Annotated in this window: 16 protein-coding genes and 1 pseudogene; 9 read left to right on the top strand and 8 right to left on the bottom strand. The window is 36.3% G+C overall.

Features of this window, described 5'->3' with window-relative positions; translation table 11 throughout:
- Window positions 1-105: 105 nt before the first annotated feature.
- Window positions 106-756, bottom strand: coding sequence for a nucleotide exchange factor GrpE (gene grpE, locus I6751_RS13200; protein ID WP_196590099.1), 651 nt, complete (start codon window positions 754-756; stop codon window positions 106-108).
- Window positions 757-793: 37 nt separating this feature from the next.
- Window positions 794-1,819, bottom strand: a complete 1,026-nt coding sequence (gene hrcA, locus I6751_RS13205) for a heat-inducible transcriptional repressor HrcA (protein ID WP_196590100.1) — start codon at window positions 1,817-1,819, stop codon at window positions 794-796.
- Between the two features lie 208 nt (window positions 1,820-2,027).
- On the opposite strand from hrcA, the gene I6751_RS13210 reads away from it, so the two are divergent.
- Window positions 2,028-4,886 (top strand): DUF3427 domain-containing protein, encoded by a 2,859-nt coding sequence (locus I6751_RS13210; RefSeq protein ID WP_196590101.1) that lies wholly within the window; start codon window positions 2,028-2,030, stop codon window positions 4,884-4,886.
- Between the two features lie 8 nt (window positions 4,887-4,894).
- Here the strand turns inward: I6751_RS13210 and I6751_RS13215 are convergent, their stop codons facing one another.
- From I6751_RS13215 to I6751_RS13240, 6 genes and pseudogenes are all read right to left on the bottom strand, one after another.
- Window positions 4,895-5,749 carry a MurR/RpiR family transcriptional regulator gene (locus I6751_RS13215; protein ID WP_182186514.1) on the bottom strand — a complete coding sequence of 285 codons (855 nt, stop codon included), beginning with the start codon at window positions 5,747-5,749 and terminating at the stop codon, window positions 4,895-4,897.
- 21 nt (window positions 5,750-5,770) lie between these two features.
- A complete protein-coding gene (gene gnd / locus I6751_RS13220; protein ID WP_182186512.1) occupies window positions 5,771-7,183 on the bottom strand; it encodes a decarboxylating NADP(+)-dependent phosphogluconate dehydrogenase in 1,413 nt (470 codons plus the stop codon).
- A gap of 314 nt (window positions 7,184-7,497) precedes the next feature.
- A pseudogene (locus I6751_RS13225) lies at window positions 7,498-8,692 on the bottom strand (IS256 family transposase).
- A gap of 250 nt (window positions 8,693-8,942) precedes the next feature.
- On the bottom strand, window positions 8,943-9,095 hold the full coding sequence (locus I6751_RS14155; protein ID WP_196592009.1) for a transposase domain-containing protein: 153 nt from the start codon (window positions 9,093-9,095) through the stop codon (window positions 8,943-8,945).
- Window positions 9,096-9,112: 17 nt separating this feature from the next.
- Window positions 9,113-9,331, bottom strand: a complete 219-nt coding sequence (locus I6751_RS14160; protein WP_414153188.1) for an IS66 family transposase — start codon at window positions 9,329-9,331, stop codon at window positions 9,113-9,115.
- Between the two features lie 158 nt (window positions 9,332-9,489).
- Window positions 9,490-10,302, bottom strand: a complete 813-nt coding sequence (locus I6751_RS13240) for a GntR family transcriptional regulator (protein ID WP_196592001.1) — start codon at window positions 10,300-10,302, stop codon at window positions 9,490-9,492.
- Window positions 10,303-10,486: 184 nt separating this feature from the next.
- Here I6751_RS13240 and deoC point away from each other — a divergent pair, with 184 nt between their 5' ends.
- The 8 genes from deoC (at window position 10,487) to I6751_RS13280 (ending at window position 18,497) form a co-directional block, all read left to right on the top strand.
- Entirely contained in the window at window positions 10,487-11,197 is a 711-nt protein-coding gene (gene deoC, locus I6751_RS13245) for a deoxyribose-phosphate aldolase (protein WP_196592002.1), read from the top strand.
- A 162-nt stretch (window positions 11,198-11,359) separates the two neighbouring features.
- Window positions 11,360-11,785, top strand: coding sequence for a PTS sugar transporter subunit IIA (locus tag I6751_RS13250; RefSeq protein WP_196592003.1), 426 nt, complete (start codon window positions 11,360-11,362; stop codon window positions 11,783-11,785).
- Window positions 11,785-12,264, top strand: coding sequence for a PTS system mannose/fructose/N-acetylgalactosamine-transporter subunit IIB (locus tag I6751_RS13255; RefSeq protein WP_196592004.1), 480 nt, complete (start codon window positions 11,785-11,787; stop codon window positions 12,262-12,264). Before I6751_RS13250 ends, I6751_RS13255 begins: the two co-directional genes overlap by 1 nt.
- Window positions 12,265-12,288: 24 nt before the next feature.
- A complete protein-coding gene (locus I6751_RS13260; RefSeq protein ID WP_196592005.1) occupies window positions 12,289-13,086 on the top strand; it encodes a PTS mannose/fructose/sorbose transporter subunit IIC in 798 nt (265 codons plus the stop codon).
- A 14-nt stretch (window positions 13,087-13,100) separates the two neighbouring features.
- Entirely contained in the window at window positions 13,101-13,943 is an 843-nt protein-coding gene (locus I6751_RS13265) for a PTS system mannose/fructose/sorbose family transporter subunit IID (RefSeq protein WP_330998640.1), read from the top strand.
- Window positions 13,944-14,192: 249 nt separating this feature from the next.
- A complete protein-coding gene (locus I6751_RS13270) occupies window positions 14,193-16,613 on the top strand; it encodes a glycyl radical protein (RefSeq protein ID WP_196592006.1) in 2,421 nt (806 codons plus the stop codon).
- A gap of 4 nt (window positions 16,614-16,617) precedes the next feature.
- The gene (locus tag I6751_RS13275) at window positions 16,618-17,526 is read left to right on the top strand and encodes a glycyl-radical enzyme activating protein (RefSeq protein WP_196592007.1); all 909 of its coding nucleotides are present in this window, start codon (window positions 16,618-16,620) and stop codon (window positions 17,524-17,526) included.
- A gap of 71 nt (window positions 17,527-17,597) precedes the next feature.
- Window positions 17,598-18,497 carry an aldo/keto reductase gene (locus I6751_RS13280; protein WP_196592008.1) on the top strand — a complete coding sequence of 300 codons (900 nt, stop codon included), beginning with the start codon at window positions 17,598-17,600 and terminating at the stop codon, window positions 18,495-18,497.
- The last annotated feature ends 246 nt before the right edge of the window (window positions 18,498-18,743 follow it).

Here is an 18,743-nt window from a genome sequence, read left to right on the forward strand (position 1 = left end):
AATTCCTCCTATATATTATGTATTAAATATTGCTTATTGAATGATTCCCCAAACAAGTCAAACCACCAAAATGATTTTCTACCCTTGATGGGGAAATGGATAATGTTAATTGGAAACAACTTTTACCATTGATGGACGTATTACCCGGCCACGTACTGTATATCCCTTTTGCAGTTCCTGTTCAATCGTATTGTCTTCTTTTTCGGCATCTTGCACACGCATCACAGCCTGATGAAAATTGGGATCAAATTTTTCACCTGTGGTTTTTATGGTTTCAAGACCATTTTTGACGAGGACTTCATTAAATTGGGTAAAGACCATTTTAATGCCCTTTTTTAAAGCATCAATATCATCACCCTCAACTGCCAATGCCCGTTCAAAATTGTCAAGAATAGGCAGCATGTCCTTAATTAAACCTTGCAAGACAACATCGGCAATTTCAGATTTTTCCTGAGTACTGCGGCGTCGAAAATTAGTAAAATCAGCCTGCAGTCGTTTGAAACGATCATCAGCTTCCGCCAAAGACTTTTTATCTGCGGCAAGTTGGGCCATCAAAGAATCGATGTCGGCAGATTTTTTATCAGCTTCATCATCCGCTGTCTTTTCAACTGCGGGGTTTTGCTGATTTTCTTCAGTATGTTTGTTTTCATCCGACAATTTTTGAGCTTCTGCCGATACAGCTTCATAGATTTCTTTTTTCATGTCATCTAACTTTTCGCTGTCCTTTTTTTTCATGTCGTCTTTAATGTATGGCATATTTAACCTCATCTCTTTAATAGTATCTATGAAATATCTATAAAAATCTTTTTAAAATATGAGCTAGATTATCATTCATGAATTTCAGTAAAGCAATTACCTTACTGTATTCCATACGAGTCGGTCCGAGTACGGCAATAGTGCCAAGCTGTTCGCCGGCCAGATGATAAGTAGCTCTTATTACACTGCAATCCTGGATGCTGCTGTATTTATTTTCCTGACCGATAGTTATCACAAGGTTGGCCTTGGAATCCTGGGTATTAAGAATGTCACGCAGGATAGGTTCTTCTTCCAGCATAAGCAGTATGCTCTTGACTTTATTTATATCATGAAATTCCGGTTGATCCAGCAGCTGTGGTGTTCCTTCGGTGTAAATCTGATTACGCTTTTTACCGGCCATGGCATGGTCAATAATATTTACCACTTTATTGAAAACAGCAGTGTCAATCATTTGCGAGCGCATCTTATGAATTTCATTCATGCTGATTTCACCTATTTTTTTACCGGACAGATAGTTATTCAAACCAGCGGCAATTTGTTCGAAATCGGTAAATGATGTACCGGCGGGCATATCAATTATCTTATTTTCAATATAACCGCTGTCACTCATTATAGCAGCAACTACATGATTGTCATCCAATGCAACAAATTTTATATAACTGAAAGTGGCTTCGGCGAGCTGAGGTGTTATAACCATTGATATATTGTTGGTCAGATAAGAAATTATTTTGGCTGTTTCGCGAAATACACCTTCCAAGCGCTGCACTTTTGTATTATACCACTGCTCAATCAGGTTTGTTTCTTTATTGGATAACTCAGTTGGTGTGAGTAAATCATCCACGTAAAAACGGTATCCCTTCGACGAGGGGATACGACCTGATGAAGTATGAAGATGTTCAATATATCCTAAAAGCTCCAAATCTGCCATTTCATTCCGTATCGTAGCAGGGCTTATACCAAGATTATACTTCCTGGCAATAGTCCTTGAACCAATAGGTTCGGCCGTTGAAATATAATCATCAATAATAGCCTGCAATATACGTTGTTTCCTTTTGTCAATCATGACAGCACCTCCTCTATTGAACAAAGTGCCTAGCAGATAATTTATTAGCACTCTCGATTGGTGAGTGCTAATTTCTAATTAAAAATATACAACCATTTAATCAAAATGTCAAGAAATTTACAATAAAATTATCAATTAGTAAAAATGTTATCAGACTATTAATTGGTATATAATAGTCTATATCAATTAATAATTTTAGGAGAAAATTATGGAAGAAATAATAAAAGCTGCAGCAGCCTCGTTTATCGATGCAACTATTGTCTCACAAGAAGGACTTAAAGTAAAGCTTGTTAATAATGATATAAAAAAAGGAATGTCTGTTATTGGCTGTATTGAAAAGTTGTTGGATAGTTGTGAGTGTTTTCGTTTCGCTGTTGCCTTTATTACACAAAGTGGCTTGATAATGCTTAAGGATAGTTTGAAGAGATTACAGATAAGTGGAGTAAAAGGCCAGATATTGACTACTGATTATCTCGCATTCAATGATCCGCGGACATTGGCACAGATAAATAAATTGCCTAATGTCACTGTACGAGTATATACCAAAAATAATTTTCATATTAAAGGGTATGCATTTTTAGCATCAGATAAGATAACTTATCTGATAGGTAGTTCTAATATCACACAGGAGGCATTTAAAGCTAATCAGGAATGGAACATAAAGTTTACTTGTACCAGTCAGGGAGACCTTGCCAGGAAACTGAATAGTGAGTTTGCTGCACTATGGGATGCAGGACAGGAAATTTCTGCTGAATGGTTAAAACTATATCAGCAAAAATTTCTTTCATTAAAAAAAATATATAAAATGCGACAATCAATATCGACTGATATTGATTCTATTATAAGACCCAATGCAATGCAGATGCGAGTATTGACAAAAATAAAAAAACTCTATTATGACGGGAAGAAAAAGGCACTGTTGATTTCTGCAACAGGAACGGGGAAAACTTTTTTGAGTGCTTTTGCAATAAAGGAAAGTAATTCACGGCATGTATTATTTATAGCGCATCGGGAACAGATTTTGCTGCAGGCTGAAAAAAGTTACAGGAAAATATTAGGAAAAATTGATACTGGGTTTTTATCGGGCAGTGAAAAAAATATAAATGCGGATTATGTTTTTGCAACTATAAATATGCTGGCTAAAGATGATATTATGAGGCAGTTTTCCCCCACACATTTCGAGTATATAATAATTGATGAAACACATCGTGCCGGAGCTAAAAGCTATCAAAAAGTCATCAGTTACTTTAGGCCGCGATTTATGCTTGGCATGACGGCAACACCAGAAAGAACCGACGACTTTGATATATATAAGTTGTTTGATAATAATATTGCTTATGAAATACGCTTACAAGAAGCGATGCAGGAAAATCTGCTATGTCCTTTTCATTATTTTGGTATAGCGGATATTGAAGTTGCCGGAATGATTGTTGATGATAATACGCATTTTAGTAATTTGGTCAGTGAACAGCGTGTGCAGCATATAATAGAACAAGCCGGATTTTATGGATACAGTGGGGAACGATTAAGGGGATTGGTATTCTGCCGAACGGTGGATGAGGCAGCGGAACTTTCACACAAATTTAACGAACGAGGGTTCTGTACGATTGCTTTATCCGGAATTGATACGCAAGGCAGTAGAAATGATGCCATCAGTCGACTGGAGCAGCCTGAACGACAGGGAGGGCTGGATTATATATTTTCTGTTGATATTTTTAATGAAGGTGTCGATATTCCTGCGGTAAATCAGATAATTATGCTGCGTCCGACAAAATCACCAATTGTGTTTGTACAGCAACTGGGACGGGGGCTGCGTAAAGAAAAAGGAAAGGATTACTTAGTAGTTCTTGATTTTATTGGTAATTATAGTAATAACTTTATGATTCCGATAGCGCTGTTTGGAGACAATTCTTACAATAAAGATAATATGCGGCGCTGTATCAGTGACGGCAAAAATATTTTATATGGACCTTCAACAGTAAACTTCGATACAATTGCCAGAAAACGCATTTATGAGGCGATTGATAAGGCCCATTTAAATGATGTGTCATTGTTGAAGAAAGCCTATGAAAACTTAAAAAATAAACTGGGAAAAATTCCGCAAATAAATGATTTTTCTTATTTTGGTACGATAGACATTATGCGTTATTGGGATAAATTTGGTTCATATCACGCATTTTTGCAAAAATATGAACCAAATTATAATATTATTCTGACGGATGCACAGGAAGAAATATTACAATTCATTTGCAAACGTTTCGCCTATGGAAAAAGAATATATGAAATAGAATTATTGCAGATACTACTTGAAGAAAAAGAAGACATATTCATTACATTGACAGCTGTTTTAGCACAGCAATATAATATAGGATTGTCGGACACAGTCAAAAGATCTGTGATAAATAATATGACCAATGTTTTTACTATCAGTAATGAAAAAGAGAAATATCGACATTGTGTATTTATTAAGCAAACAGGCAGTAAATATGTGATTTCTGATGTTTTTCGTGCATGTTTGAAAAATGAGGCTTTTAAAAATGAATTAATTGATGTACTGGCTTATGCAAGAAATAATTATCAAAATAATTATTATGATACTTATGCAGAAACAGACCTGTGTCTTTATCAAAAATATACATATGAAGAAGTCTGTTGGCTGTTAAATTGGCCGCATAAAATAAATCCCAATGCCATGGCCGGATACTTTTATGAAAAAAATACTCGCACAATACCGGTATTTATTAACTATATAAAAGCGGATGCCAAACGTGTGGCATATGCCAATAAATTTTTATCGGATCAACGGATAACGGCCTATTCTAAATTAAACAGAAGGATTGATTCCCCGGATGCCAGACATATTTATAACGCTGATAATGAGAATAATCGCTTGTTTTTATTTATTAGGAAACCGTATGAAGATAAAAACACCAAGGAATTTTATTTCCTTGGTGATATACATGCTGTAGGGAGACCAGTGCCGGCGCCGCGTTTTAACGGATTCAAAATTGTCTATGAACTGATGACACCGGTACGGGAGGATATTTTTGATTATTTACTTAGTTGAAAGGAATGTTAAAGACGTTTTTTAGCGATTACACGGCGCATCTTTTTAATATTGTCTACATAGGAAGCATGGTTTTTCATAGCTATCCCCGTGTATAAAATATCAACAATGGCGATATGCACAAGTCTTGATGCCATTGCCTCCGAACGATAACGAACTTCGCGGCCCATACCAGTCAGCGTAATGTCAGCCAATTTAGATAAAGGAGAATGATTGTAACTGGTGATGGCAATAACTTGGGCAGTACTTTGCTTGGCAATCCTCACTGATTCCAAAAGTTCAATTGACGCCCCGGTATGGGATACGGCGATGACCACATCATCTTTTGATAAAAGTGATGCTGAAGTGAATTGCTGATGTGAGTCTGAATAGGCTTGGACCGGTATACCAAAACGAATAAACCTTGTTTCAATATCGCGGCAGATGGTGGCAGAATTGCCGAATCCGTAAGCAACAATACGTTTGGCACTGCTTAGTAAAGTAACGGCATGTTTTACGTCATTAAAATTCAAGAGTTTTAATGTATCCTGCAACCCGTCCGATATGTTTTGGAAAATTTTTCCGGCTATTATGTCATAGGTATCATCAATGTTTATATCCCTATAAATAGTTTCGTCTGGAGAGAAGATTTCTCTCGCAAGAGAAATCTTTAATGCCTGCAGACCATTGAATCCAAGTTTTTTGCAGAACCGAGATACAGTTATTTCTGAGCTGTGTGTATTATTGGCAATCTCGGATACTGTCTGATCAATAAAATCTTTAGTGTTGGCAAGCAGATAATCTGCTATATGTTGTTCTGATTTGGTGAGATTATTGTAGGAACTGCGCAATATAGGCAGTTGATTTATAGCTTCTTTTGTCATCGTCATCACTCATATTTTATATTATTTACTGTAGTGCTCTTGCCATTCATGATGGAAGGTTCCCGGTTTATCAATTCTTTCAAAAGTATGAGCACCAAAATAATCACGCTGGGCTTGGATGAGATTGGCACCTATTTTGGGACTGCGGTGAGCATCTATATACTGCAGAGCATTGGAAAATGCCGGGATAGGAATACCATTATTCACAGCCAGGCAGATAATGCGGCGTAAACTGGATTGATTAGTATTTATATTATCAAGGAAAAATTCATCAAACATCAAGTTGGATAAATTTTCATTTTTTTCGTAGGCGAGGGTAATTTTATTTAGAAATTCAGCTTGTATAATGCAGCCGGCTCGGAAAATGGCAGCAATTTTAGCAAAATTGAGTTGCCAATTGTAATTTTTACAGGCTGAACGATATAGTGAAAAACCTTGGGCATAAGCAATTATTTTAGCAACATAGAGACTCTTTCTTACTTCTTCAATAAAATTGTCAGGGAGATTTTTTGCACAGGTGGGAATGTTGATTTCATTGGCGGCTCTTTGCCGATCGTCTATCAGGTTTGAAACTACGCGAGTATTACAGGCGGCAGTTATCATTGATATGTCAACACCCTGCTTTAGTGACTGGATGCTTGTCCAGCGACCGGTACCTTTTTGTCCGGCACTATCGATGATTTTATCGATGACTTGGCCGCCTTGTGGATCATCTTCAGCAAAAATGTCAGCAGTGATACCAATTAAATAACTGTGAAGTTCACCTTCATTCCATTCATGAAAAATTTGTGAGAGTTTTTTATTATCAAATCCACCGATATAATGTAATATTAAATACGCTTCTGCTATAAGCTGCATATCCGCATATTCAATGCCGTTATGAACCATCTTTACATAATGGCCGGCACCGTTTTCACCAATATAAGTGCAACATGGTTCACTGCCGACATGGGCGGAAATTGCTTCTAAAATAGGCTGGATTTGTGAATAAGCGTTTTTATTACCGCCCGGCATTATGGAGGGGCCGAACCTGGCACCTTTTTCACCGCCGGATATGCCCACACCAAAATAATTTATATCTTTTTCCTGAAGGAAGGCATGACGGCGGATCGTGTCCTCAAAATAAGAATTACCACCGTCAATTATGATGTCTCCCCTATCAAGATATGGCAATAATTCGTCTATTACCATATCAACGGGTTTGCCGGCTTTTATCATAAGCATTATTTTGCGAGGATGTTGTAAAGAATTGATAAAGTCAGCTAAAGTGTAAAATCCAGTCATATTTTTGTTGGGGTTTTTTTCAATAACTTCTTTTGTCAATATGGCTGTACGGTTATATGCAGCAACTTTAAAGCCATGATCGGCCATATTTAGAGCAAGATTGCTGCCCATCACTGCCATACCGATGATACCGATATCCATTTGTGGCATTTTTTCATCGATCCTTTCATAAATGCTAAATTTATTATATCATAAAATAATATATTTTATGATTTATAAGAAATACAAAATTTTCAGTTAAATATTTCTTGTAAATCATTCTATCATAAGAAAACGCATTATGCAATACAAATATCATTTTAATAATAAATAAATGATATTTGTATTGCATAATGTGTTTATTGTGTTTTAATAAAAAAATAATTTCTAAGATTTTCCTTAATTTAAAGGCTTTATTGCATATTGTAGATTATATATGTTAGTGTCAATAGTAGTTCGCAAAATTCAAGGTAACTCCGAAGAGATTAAGCGACCGATTTTTGCCTTTTTTCTTGAACCTGTTGCAGTGTATCCGGCTTAATATAGCAGTGACTCATTGACCAGTCTTCGCTGTATTCGATCAGGTATGTCGTAACCAGCCGGATATAAGAATCCATACTGGGGAAAATTCCTACGACAGTTGTCTGGCGGCGAATTTCCCGATTGAGTCGCTCCAATATATTGTTAGAAGCAATTTTACGAAAGTCTATTGGGGTAAAATCATAAAACTGCAGTGAATCCTCTAGGCCATCTTCTAAAACGGCTGTCGCTTCCGGATAAGATTTTCCAACAGATTCTATGAAAGAATGAGCATATTCCCTGGCGCTGTCGTAATCAGGTTGCAGCCAAATTTGTTTTAGCCTTCCGACAAACCAGGCTTTTTTCTTTGCCGGAATATGAGCCAGGATATTTCGCATGAAATGGACTTTACACCGCTGCCAAGCACATTGCAAAAAAGATTCATTGATCGCTTTTACCAGGCCCTTATGGGCATCGGAAACGACTAACCACGCATTTTCCAGACCTCGTTGTTTGAGCTTTTCAAATACAGCTTTATAGGTGCATTTGGATCCCTCCTGCATCGGCTCAACGGCTAATACATCGCGGTGACCCGTTTCGTCCAGACCGATTACGATCGCTACCGCCATGTTTTGTACTCGGTGATCATAGCGAATTTTTTCATATAAAGCATCCACCCATAGTACCGGATAGATATTCTTTAGCGGTCTGGTTCGAAAAGTTTGAACCTGATCATTAAGCTCTTTAGTGATCTGTGATACTTGGCTGCAGGAGATCGAATCAATGCCTAAACTTTTGCCCGGTTTTTCAATTTTACGGGTGGAAACACCATACATAGGCTTACTGAATAACCTGCAGGAGCGCCATTTCTGAGCGTTTTTTCTCTGTGACGAAAAAAGGAATATAGCCGCCTTTTCTTAGTTTCGGAACGAATAAATACATGGTTCCCAGGCGAGTATCATAGCGGCGTACACGATAGCCGGAACGGTATCCAGACCGTTCATCGGTTCTTTCCGACTTGGCAGCATTAATTTTTGCATCCACTTCGGCTTCCATGAGTTTTTCGCAAAGCCACTTGAGCATAGCAAGCAGGGGATCGTCTTCGGTCATGAATTGTAATAGCATTTTTTCCAAAGGTACGTTAGAATGGGAGTAAGCCATCGGTTTTCAACTCCTTTTGGGTTTGTTTGGGCACTTACCTTTTTCGGAGTTACCGATGGTTTTTCCTATTCTCTTTTGCGAACTTCATTATATGCTATCCTCCTTCCATGCAGACCGCACCTTCGCATTATAAAGTCTATTGGGTTCCACTTTGATACAATAGATATATCATAAGCGCTCAATAAAGCAATGGATAGAAAAAAGGCAGCCATTACCATATACTAAAAATACGGTAATAGCTGCCAAAATTTTACTTGCAGTTATTTTGAATATCTGCACTCCATGGAAGATATCCATCAATAAGTTTCGGATCATGGATGAGCGGTAATGTCGGTAAATGCTCAAACAGATAAATGAGATATTTATAAGCATCTATTTTATTTGCCTTACAGGTTTCAATAATGCTGTATACTGCGGCACTTACCCGTGCCCCTTTAGGTGACCCGGAAAATAGTCAGTTCTTCCTTCCCACCGCGAAGGCCTGATACTGTTTTCAGCAAGACTATTGAATATGTCACACCGACCGTCTTCAAGATAAGTTTGTAGATTGTTTTGGTTTAAATATGCATAGTTTATTGCCTTGCCAATCTTTAACTTTGGTAGCATCTTATTCCTGTTCGCTTCATAACCCCTGCCCATCAATCATCTCAATCTTGTGAATTTTTTTACGCTGCTTTGCCATGATAAAAAGGCCTTCTATAATTAGATTGTACCATAGAGGACCTTATAACTTTGATAGAAAATTTCTTTACGAAGATTTTTTCATAGACCCAGATAGGATTTATTTTATTATACTTTTACACATGCATAGTACGCTGAAAGTCCAGTTTATTTTTACTCGAAAGCGTGTTTTTATATAATTCTAGGCGAAATACGCATTTGTCAGCTCTGGTGGTCGAAGTTGTCAGCTCAAATACATAACCGGAATCTAAATGGGATATACGTTCGATTTGATAACCAGGAATACTTGAAGTGCATTTTAAGAGTTTGGCGGTAGCACCTTTGATTATAATAGCTTCAATCGTTTCTGATGCATGATACAAGTTAAGTGAGTATTGGTTAGTTAATGTATCATACAGGGAAATCGCTTCAAAATTAAATTGTTCGATTCCATCGCAGAGATAATATGGTATATATGTATTTTCTAAAAGAAGCGGAGTGTTGTCAGCACATCGCAACCTGAGCAGATGGAACGCCTTGGGAGCGTTTTCGGGTAATTGCAGAGAGGCAATCAATTGTTTATCCGTTATGTCAATTACTTCTTTTATCAAAATGATAGAAGTTGGAACAGAACCGATGCTGCGGATATTTTCCGTAAAATTGTATAAGTAATTTATATTTCGTTTAAGTTTTGGATTAGAAATAAAGGATCCCCTGCCACGCTGACGAATAAGCAGTCCCTCTTCCACAAGACGATTCATGCATTGACGCACAGTTGTCCGGCTGATATTTAGTACTCTGCATAGATCATTTTCTGGTATCATCTGATCATTGGGTTTTAAAACGCCTGACTGTATTTGGATTTTTATATAAGAAGCCAATTGTTCATATAAGGGAATGTTTTTTTCTATAGAAAAATGAAACGTGTTTTTAAAATAATCAATGTCCAAATTTTTACCTCCCGTATGGTTTTAACCTGACTTCGTCTGATATTCAGTTTACATTAATTTGCTGTATTCATCAAGTGGATGGGTAATGTAAAATTTTAAAATACACTTGCAATAATAAAATAAACCATTTATAATAAACATATGAATTGTATCATACATTTATTATAAAGAGAGGATAATAGTAATGAAACCAACAAAAAAAGCAAGTAAAATGACTGTTAAGGAATTAGCGGCCTATATTGATCAGTCTGTATTGAAACCGGAATTTACAGAAGATGATATTCACCGTTATATTCAGGAAGGTGTTGATGTTGGATGTGCGACAGTCTGCATTAATCCGTCGTCTTTACCCATAGCTGCCAAGCTCACTAAAGGAACAGATACGGCAATTTGTGTAGTATGCGATTTTCCGTTCGGTACCAGCACGACTGCATCTAAAGTCCTGCAGGCGCGTGAATATTGCAGCCATTGGGAAATTAAGGAGCTTGATATCGTAGCAAATTTTGGCTGGATGCGCAGCGGCAAATGGGATGATGTGACGAAGGACATCGCAGCGGTTGCAGAAGCTTGTCATGAGTATAATACAAAAGTTAAGGTCATTTTTGAGACGGATGCACTTACAGTAGATGAAGTAAAAAAGGCTTGTGAATGTGCTATCGCAGCAAAAGCTGATTTCGTCAAAACTAGTACGGGCTTTTTGACCGGGCATGAAAACCATGGGGCTGCACCGGAAATTATTAAAGTAATGATTGATACCTGCAATGGCCGCATTAAAATTAAAGGCAGTGGTTGTATACGTACCAGAGAACACTTCCTGCAGCTTATTGATATGGGTATAGACCGTATGGGCGTGGGTTTCCGTTCTACGCCGGTTGTCTTGGGGTTAAAGGAATAATAATTATAAAAAGTAAATTTTATAGGTTGTAATAAAATTTCTTCATAGAAACAAGCTTACCAAAATAGTCAATTATTCTTTTGGTGAGCTTGTTAAAATATATAGTTATTAAGCAATATTTATTTGATTTTGTTACATTTCTGTAATTGAGGAGGAATTGTTTTGATAGGAATTATTGTCAGCACGCATGGTAATTTTTGCAGTGAGATTGTCAATTCTGCAAAAATGTTTTGTGGAGAAATAAATAATATTGAATGTGTTGCTTTTCAGCCTGGAGAAAGTATAACCGAACTGCATGGGAAATATGATAGGGCAATAGATAAGTTGGATACTGCGGATGGATTGCTGATTTTTGTAGATCTTTTCAATGGGAGCCCATTCAATGTGGCATTGGAAAAAGCTTTTTCGAATAATAAGATCCAGGTTGTGACAGGCGTGAATATGCCGATGCTGTTAGAAACTATTTTCCAGAGAATGACAACAGCTAATATAATGGATTTATTAGTTACAGCACAAAGCAGTGGTGATGCCGGTATAAAAACATCGCAGGAAATTTTGGTAAAACCTGCAGAGGAGGATGATTTGTAATGGATATTGTTCTTGCAAGGGTAGATGAAAGACTGATTCATGGGCAAGTGGCAATTAATTGGTCACGTTTTTCAAAATGTGAAAGGATTTTGATTTGTTCAGATGAAGTGGCAGATGATGAGCTTCGCAGTACACTTTTGGTGAAAGCGGTACCGCCAGGAATAAAGGCTAATGTTATTAGTTTGGGAAAGGCTGTGAAAGTATATAACAATCCCAAATATAATTCTATGAAGGTCATGCTGCTGTTTCAAAATCCGAAAGATGCTTTTAAATTAATGGAAGGAGGTGTAGCTATTAGATGTATAAATGTAGGAGGCATGCCGTACCGTGAGGGAAAACAGATGGTTACGAAATCAGTTAGTTTAAGTAATGAAGATATTGAATATTTCAAAAAAATGCATAATTTAGGCATAGAACTTGAAATTAGAACGCTTCCAACGGATAAGAAAATAGATTTGGCGGAAAAAATAAACTTTTAACATGATGCATAAGGAGGAGTATACATGTACGATATAAGTTTTTGGCAAATAATTGCCATTTTAGTTGTAGCAGCAATTGGAGGAATGGATAGCGTAATGGATCAGTTTGCGTTCTATCGCCCACTTACGACGTGCACTCTTTTAGGATTAATACTTGGAGATGTTACAACTGGTGCTATTATTGGAGGAACTTTGGAAATGATAACGCTGGGATGGATGAATGTAGGTGCTGCACAGGCTCCAGATCCACTTTTAGCATCCTTGATTGCACCAATACTTGTTATTATGGGACATCAAAGCATTGGCACCGGCATAGCAATGGCTATACCGGCTGCAGCAGCAGGACAAATCCTTGGAGTTATTACGCGGGCACTTCCTGTATATTTCCAGCATAGAGCGGATAAATGTGCTGATAATGGGAATTGTGCTGGTATTGCCATTAATAATTTACTGCCATTAATTTTACAGGCACTTAGAGGTGCATTACCTGCTTACTTGATATTAGCCGCTGTTGGGACAGGAACTTTTCAAAATATGCTTGATTTACTGCCAGTTTTTATTACCAAGGGATTGCAAGTATCTGGTGGATTTATCGTAGTTGTCGGATATGCACTCGTTATTAATATGATGGAAGCAAAATATCTAATGACTTTTCTGTTTTTAGGTTTTATATTAGCTGCATTTACAAATTTAAATCTTGTAGCATTTGGTGTTATTGGTACAATCATAGCTATTACTTATATTCAATTGAATCCGAAGTATTTTTTTAAAAATATGAATAATACATCTAAAAAAATACTCGCAGAGGATGAACTAGATTAATTTGAGGTAAAATTATGAAAATGAATATGTCTGAAAAAATAAAAGTAACGAAACAGGATTTAGTAAGGTCTTGTGTATTATCTACGTTCTTATTGGCTGGATGGAATTTTGAAAGGATGCAGGCTATGGGGTTTTGTCATAGCTTACTGCCTATTATTAAAAGATTGTACAAAGGAAAACCTGAGGAAATCGTTAAAGCATTGAAGCGTCATTTAGTTTTTTACAATACTACGCCATTTATATCTAATGCGATATTAGGCATAACGATAGCGATGGAAGAAGAACGTGCAAATGGGGCAGAAATTGATGATAATACGATCAATGCAGTAAAAGTCGGATTGATTGGACCATTGGCAGGAGTCGGAGATCCTCTTATTTGGGGAACTCTTCGTCCAATGATTGCTGCAGTAGGGGCAAGTATGGCAATAACCGGGAATGTAATAGGTCCCATTTTGTTTTTTGTGATTTATAATGTGATACGCATAACTCTTATGTGGTTTGCATTAAAAATTGGCTACCAAAAAGGTGTTAATATTCTTGAAGACTTAAAAGGGAATATGTTAGAAAAACTCACAGAAGGTGCTTCTATTTTAGGGTTGTTTGTAATTGGAGCATTGATAACAAAATGGACACATATTGATATACCAATCATTGTATCGGAATTTGTTAAGCAGGATGGTACGATGGCAATAACGACTGTTCAATCGATTTTAGACCAGCTGGCACCTGGTTTGGTGTCGCTTTTATTGACATTCCTCTGTATGAAAATATTAAAAAAAGGTGTATCACCTATTGCTGTCATTTTTGGAATGTTTGCATTCGGTATTATAGGTTCGGCACTTGGAATATTACAATAAGCCTTAATGCCAATTTAAGTGAGGAAGAGTTAGACTCTTAATAGGGGGAAGTATAATATTAATAAGGATGATAAAATAATGATTTCTGTGCTGGCCTACCAAAAACTAAAAAATAAGATTATAGAGCTGCAACATGAAAATGAAATCTTAAGGAAATTATTACCATATTCATTTAGCAATAATTTATGCGATAAAAAAAACATTAATGGATATAAAGGCTGATGATTTAGTGACGAAAGGGAAAATAAAATGGAGTTTTTAGAATTTATTCCTCAGCAAGAAAAAGATATCGATTTAGAAAGAATTCATCGTTTAAGAAAGACTATGCAAAATAGAAGGGCAAGTATATGCAGTGAAAGAGCACGGCTAATTACAGAGTCTTTTAGAAGAACAGAAGGTGAAGACTATATCCTGCGTAAAGCAGAGGCGTTTGCATATATTCTCGAACATATGACGATTTATATACAAAAAGATAGTCTTATCTTTGGGAATCAAGCTAGCTGTAATTTTGCTGCTCCAATTTTTCCAGAATATTCGATTGATTGGGTTATTAATGAACTGGATGAATTTGATCAACGCTCAGGTGATATATTTCAAATTTCAGCACAGGTAAAGCAAGAATTGCGAGAAATAGCAGTTTACTGGCATGGAAATACCCATGAAGATGAAGTCATGAAAAATACTACAACATATATATTGCAGGCAGAAAAACAAGGAATATTACATCGCGGTGGTATTTCCATGTCGGGGGATGGGCACATTGTCCCAGATTATGCATTGATTTTACAAAAAGGTTTACGCTGGTTTCTTAATGAGGCAAAAATGAAACTGTCAGATAAATCATTAACAAAAGAAAATAAATCTTTTTATAAAGCTGTTATTATATCTCTGGAAGGTGCATTGCATTTTATTAAACGTTATTCAGCGTTGGCATATAAATTGGCTGAAATTGAAACGGATATAACGAGAAAACAAGAACTTCTTGTTATAGGAAAAATGTGCGAAGCTTTAATGGAACAGCCAGTGCAGAATTTCTATGAAGGATGCGAAACCTGCTATTTAGTGCATATTTTACAAATGATAGAAAGTAATGGACATTCTTTCTGCTATGGACGTTTTGATCAATATATGTATAACCTTTATGAAAGAGATATACAAAAGGGAACAATCACTAAAGAAAAAGCTTTAGAAATAATAACGCACTTGTTCTTGATGAACAGCAGCAATAATAAAGTCAGGCCGTATGGACATACTAAGTTTTCCCAAGGATACCCCCTTTATTCAAATCTTATGATTAGCGGATATAAACCAGATTGTAGTGATGGGACGAATGAGTTATCATATTTATGCATTGAAGCAATGAATTTGACTAAAATGGCTGAACCAAACTTTTCTATGCGATATAATAAAAATACACCACGGTCTTTAGTTCGTTTAGCAGCTAAACTTATTAGGACAGGATGTGGAATGCCATCCATGTTTAATGATGAGGTCATAATAAAAAGTTTAGAAAATTTAGGAATCCCGTCTAAAGATGCACGTGATTATTGTGCAATCGGATGTGTTGAAATAGGTATACCGGGTAAATATGGACATCGGTCAACAGGCATGACTTATGTAAATTGGGGTAAGCTGCTGGAAATTATGCTATATAATGGTGTCGACCCGGATTCCGGCATACAAATGCTGCAGATTAATGGAAAACAAGGAAGCAGTATTAATTATAATAATTATGATGAGGTCTGGAAAGCATGGGAAAAAGTATTAAGGTTTTATTCCGATATTGCAGTAGATTGCGATAGAATTTGTGATAATTCGCTGGCTTTTTATGATTCGGACCCGTTTGCGTCATGTTTTGTCGACAATTGTATGAAATTGGGTAAAACATTGAAAAACGGCGGCGCTAAATATGATGTTATTTCGCAGTCCAATATAGGACCGATAATTGTTGGCAATGCATTGGCAGTCATTAAAAAACTGATTTTTGATGATAAAAAAATTACATGGAATCAGCTTCTTAGTGCTATTAAAGAAAATTGGACAGGGAAAGAGGCCATGCATATCCATAAGTTGGTAAAGCAGGTCCCTAAATTCGGGAACGATGAAGATTATGTTGATAATATTGTCAAGGATGTATTTAACTCTTATTTAAAGCTACTGCCTGATTATAAAACAAATAGATATGGAAAAGGTCCGGAAATAAGTTGCTATACGATGTCTACAAGCAACATCACATCATATGTGCCAAATGGTTTTGCTGTAGGAGCAACTCCAGATGGAAGAACAGCCAGAAGCCCGCTGAATGAAGGATGCTCACCAACACAAGGTACAGATAAAAACGGGCCAACGGCTGTAATAAATTCGGTTGCAAAACTCCCTAATGAGAAAATAGCTGCAGGTCAGTTATTAAATATGAGATTTTCACCAGGAACTTTAGCTGGTAATGAAAATCTTGATAAATTTATAGATTTTTTGGAAGCAAGTGTATTAAAGGGTATCTTTCATAATCAATTTAACGTAGTCGGAACAAAGACACTTTTAGATGCCAAGAAATATCCTGAAAATTATACGGATCTTATTGTGCGTGTAGCTGGCTACTGTGCTCAGTTTGTATCATTGATGCCGGAAACACAGGATGCAATTATAGCCCGCACGGAAAATAATTGGTGATTTTATGGAAGAAAAAGGGATTATTTCGACTATTCAGCGTTATTCGATAAAAGATGGGCCGGGTATTCGCAGTACTGTATTTATGTCAGGGTGTAATTTACGCTGCAAATGGTGTTCTAATCCGGAACTTTTGGATATGTCTCCTAAGTATATGTATTTTGAGAATCGATGTGTGAGATGCGGTTCTTGTGTGGATACTGCAGTAAATAATTCAATATCATTATCATCTAATGGATGCATAATTGATAGGGAAATGTGTACAAATTTGGATGAATGCATGGAAATCTGTCCTAAAGAAGCATTTGAGAAAATAGGCATGGAAATTACTGCAGATGATTTAGTAAAGAAATTACTTCGCGATAAGGTATTTTACAGTCAATCTGGCGGGGGAACTACATTTTCTGGCGGAGAACCTGCTTTGCAGGCACGATTTGTGATTGAAGCAGCACAAAAACTCCGACAATATGGTATCAATACAGCATTGGATACAGCCGGTGCTGTTAAGTGGGATATTTTATCAGATATTATTAACCACATGGATGTTGTACTTTATGATATTAAGACGTATAAAACTAAAAACCATATTGCCTTTACCGGCATCGATAATGGCATAATTCTAGAAAATGCACAACGTATAGCAAAATTGAAGAAAGATATGATTGTCAGGTTAATTATTGTTCCTGGATTTAATGATTCATGGGAGGACTTAATAAGCAGGGTTAACTTTGTAAAAACTTTAGGATCAAGTGTAAAAAGAATTGATTTTATACAGTATCATACATTAGGCGTTGGTAAATATAAAAGATTGGGAATGAAATATCAGATTACCAAGATAAAAAAACTCGATACAAAATTGATTGAAAAAGTAATGAAAATTGCAGCAGATACTGGTATAAAAGTAACTCTGCAATAGAATACATACACATTATGTACAGGTTTTGATTGGTAAAGTTGAATTGCAAGAATAATTAGAGGTGAATATCTATGGATAATATAAGAATAAAAATGAGTATCAATATAGAATTTTCCAGAATTGCGCTTGGGTTTTGGCGACTGAATAAATGGAATATGTCAACAAATGAATTGGTCAATTTCCTAGGGGAATGTTTGGAATTAGGCATTACTACAATGGACAATGCTGATATATATGGAGATTATACCTGTGAAGAGTTATTTGGTAGAGCAATAAAAGCTGATCCATCATTACGCAGGAAAATGGAAATAATAACGAAATGCACTATTGTTTACCCTTCGGCAACAGCACGTGTCAAATACTATAACAGTAGTGAAAATTATATTATTTCTCAGATAGAAAAGTCATTGAAAAACATGAACATTGATGAAATAGAAACATTGCTTTTACACCGTCCGGATCCTTATATGGATCCGGACGGTGTAGCAAGGGCATTCGACAAGTTATATAAATCCGGCAAAGTTAAAAGCTTTGGTGTTTCTAATTATTCATCATATGAATATGAAATGCTTAAATCATACGTGAATGTACCACTTATCACTGATCAAATAGAGCTATCTTGTTTAAATATAGACAATATTGATAATGGAACAGTAGCCTTTTGTATGAAAGAAAAAATACATCCGATGATATGGTCGCCTTTGGCTGGAGGCAGAATACTCACTGGAACATCTGAAACGGAAAAAAGGTTAAAGAATGTATTGATGATTATCAAGAATGAGATTGGGGCAGATTCTATCGATGTAGTAGCATTTTCATGGTTGTTATCACATCCAGCAAAATTGGTGCCAATAACAGGTTCTGGGAAAATAACACATATTAAAAGAATGTTTAAGGCATTAAAATACAAATTAACACCAGAGCAGTGGTTTATGATATGGACAGCATCAAAAGGACATAAAATTCCATGATAAATGGTTTGATTACCATTTCGGAATTATGCTATGTTTAATAATTTATAACTCAACTTTTCCAGTCGAAATCAGCAAACAAAACCTGACTAAAACTGGCCGGGTTTATGAAAAAAGTCCGTAAATAAGGTCTTCTATTATAGTTAATAAAGAATTAATAAATCGTCATTTTGCCAGAGCTGTCATACCAATAATCTGTCAGGGTACATGATGACCAGTTCACCTCTTACCTTTCCCCAATTCCGA

Origin of the sequence: Pectinatus frisingensis (assembly GCF_015732285.1) — a bacterium.
Classification (GTDB): domain Bacteria; phylum Bacillota; class Negativicutes; order Selenomonadales; family Selenomonadaceae; genus Pectinatus; species Pectinatus frisingensis.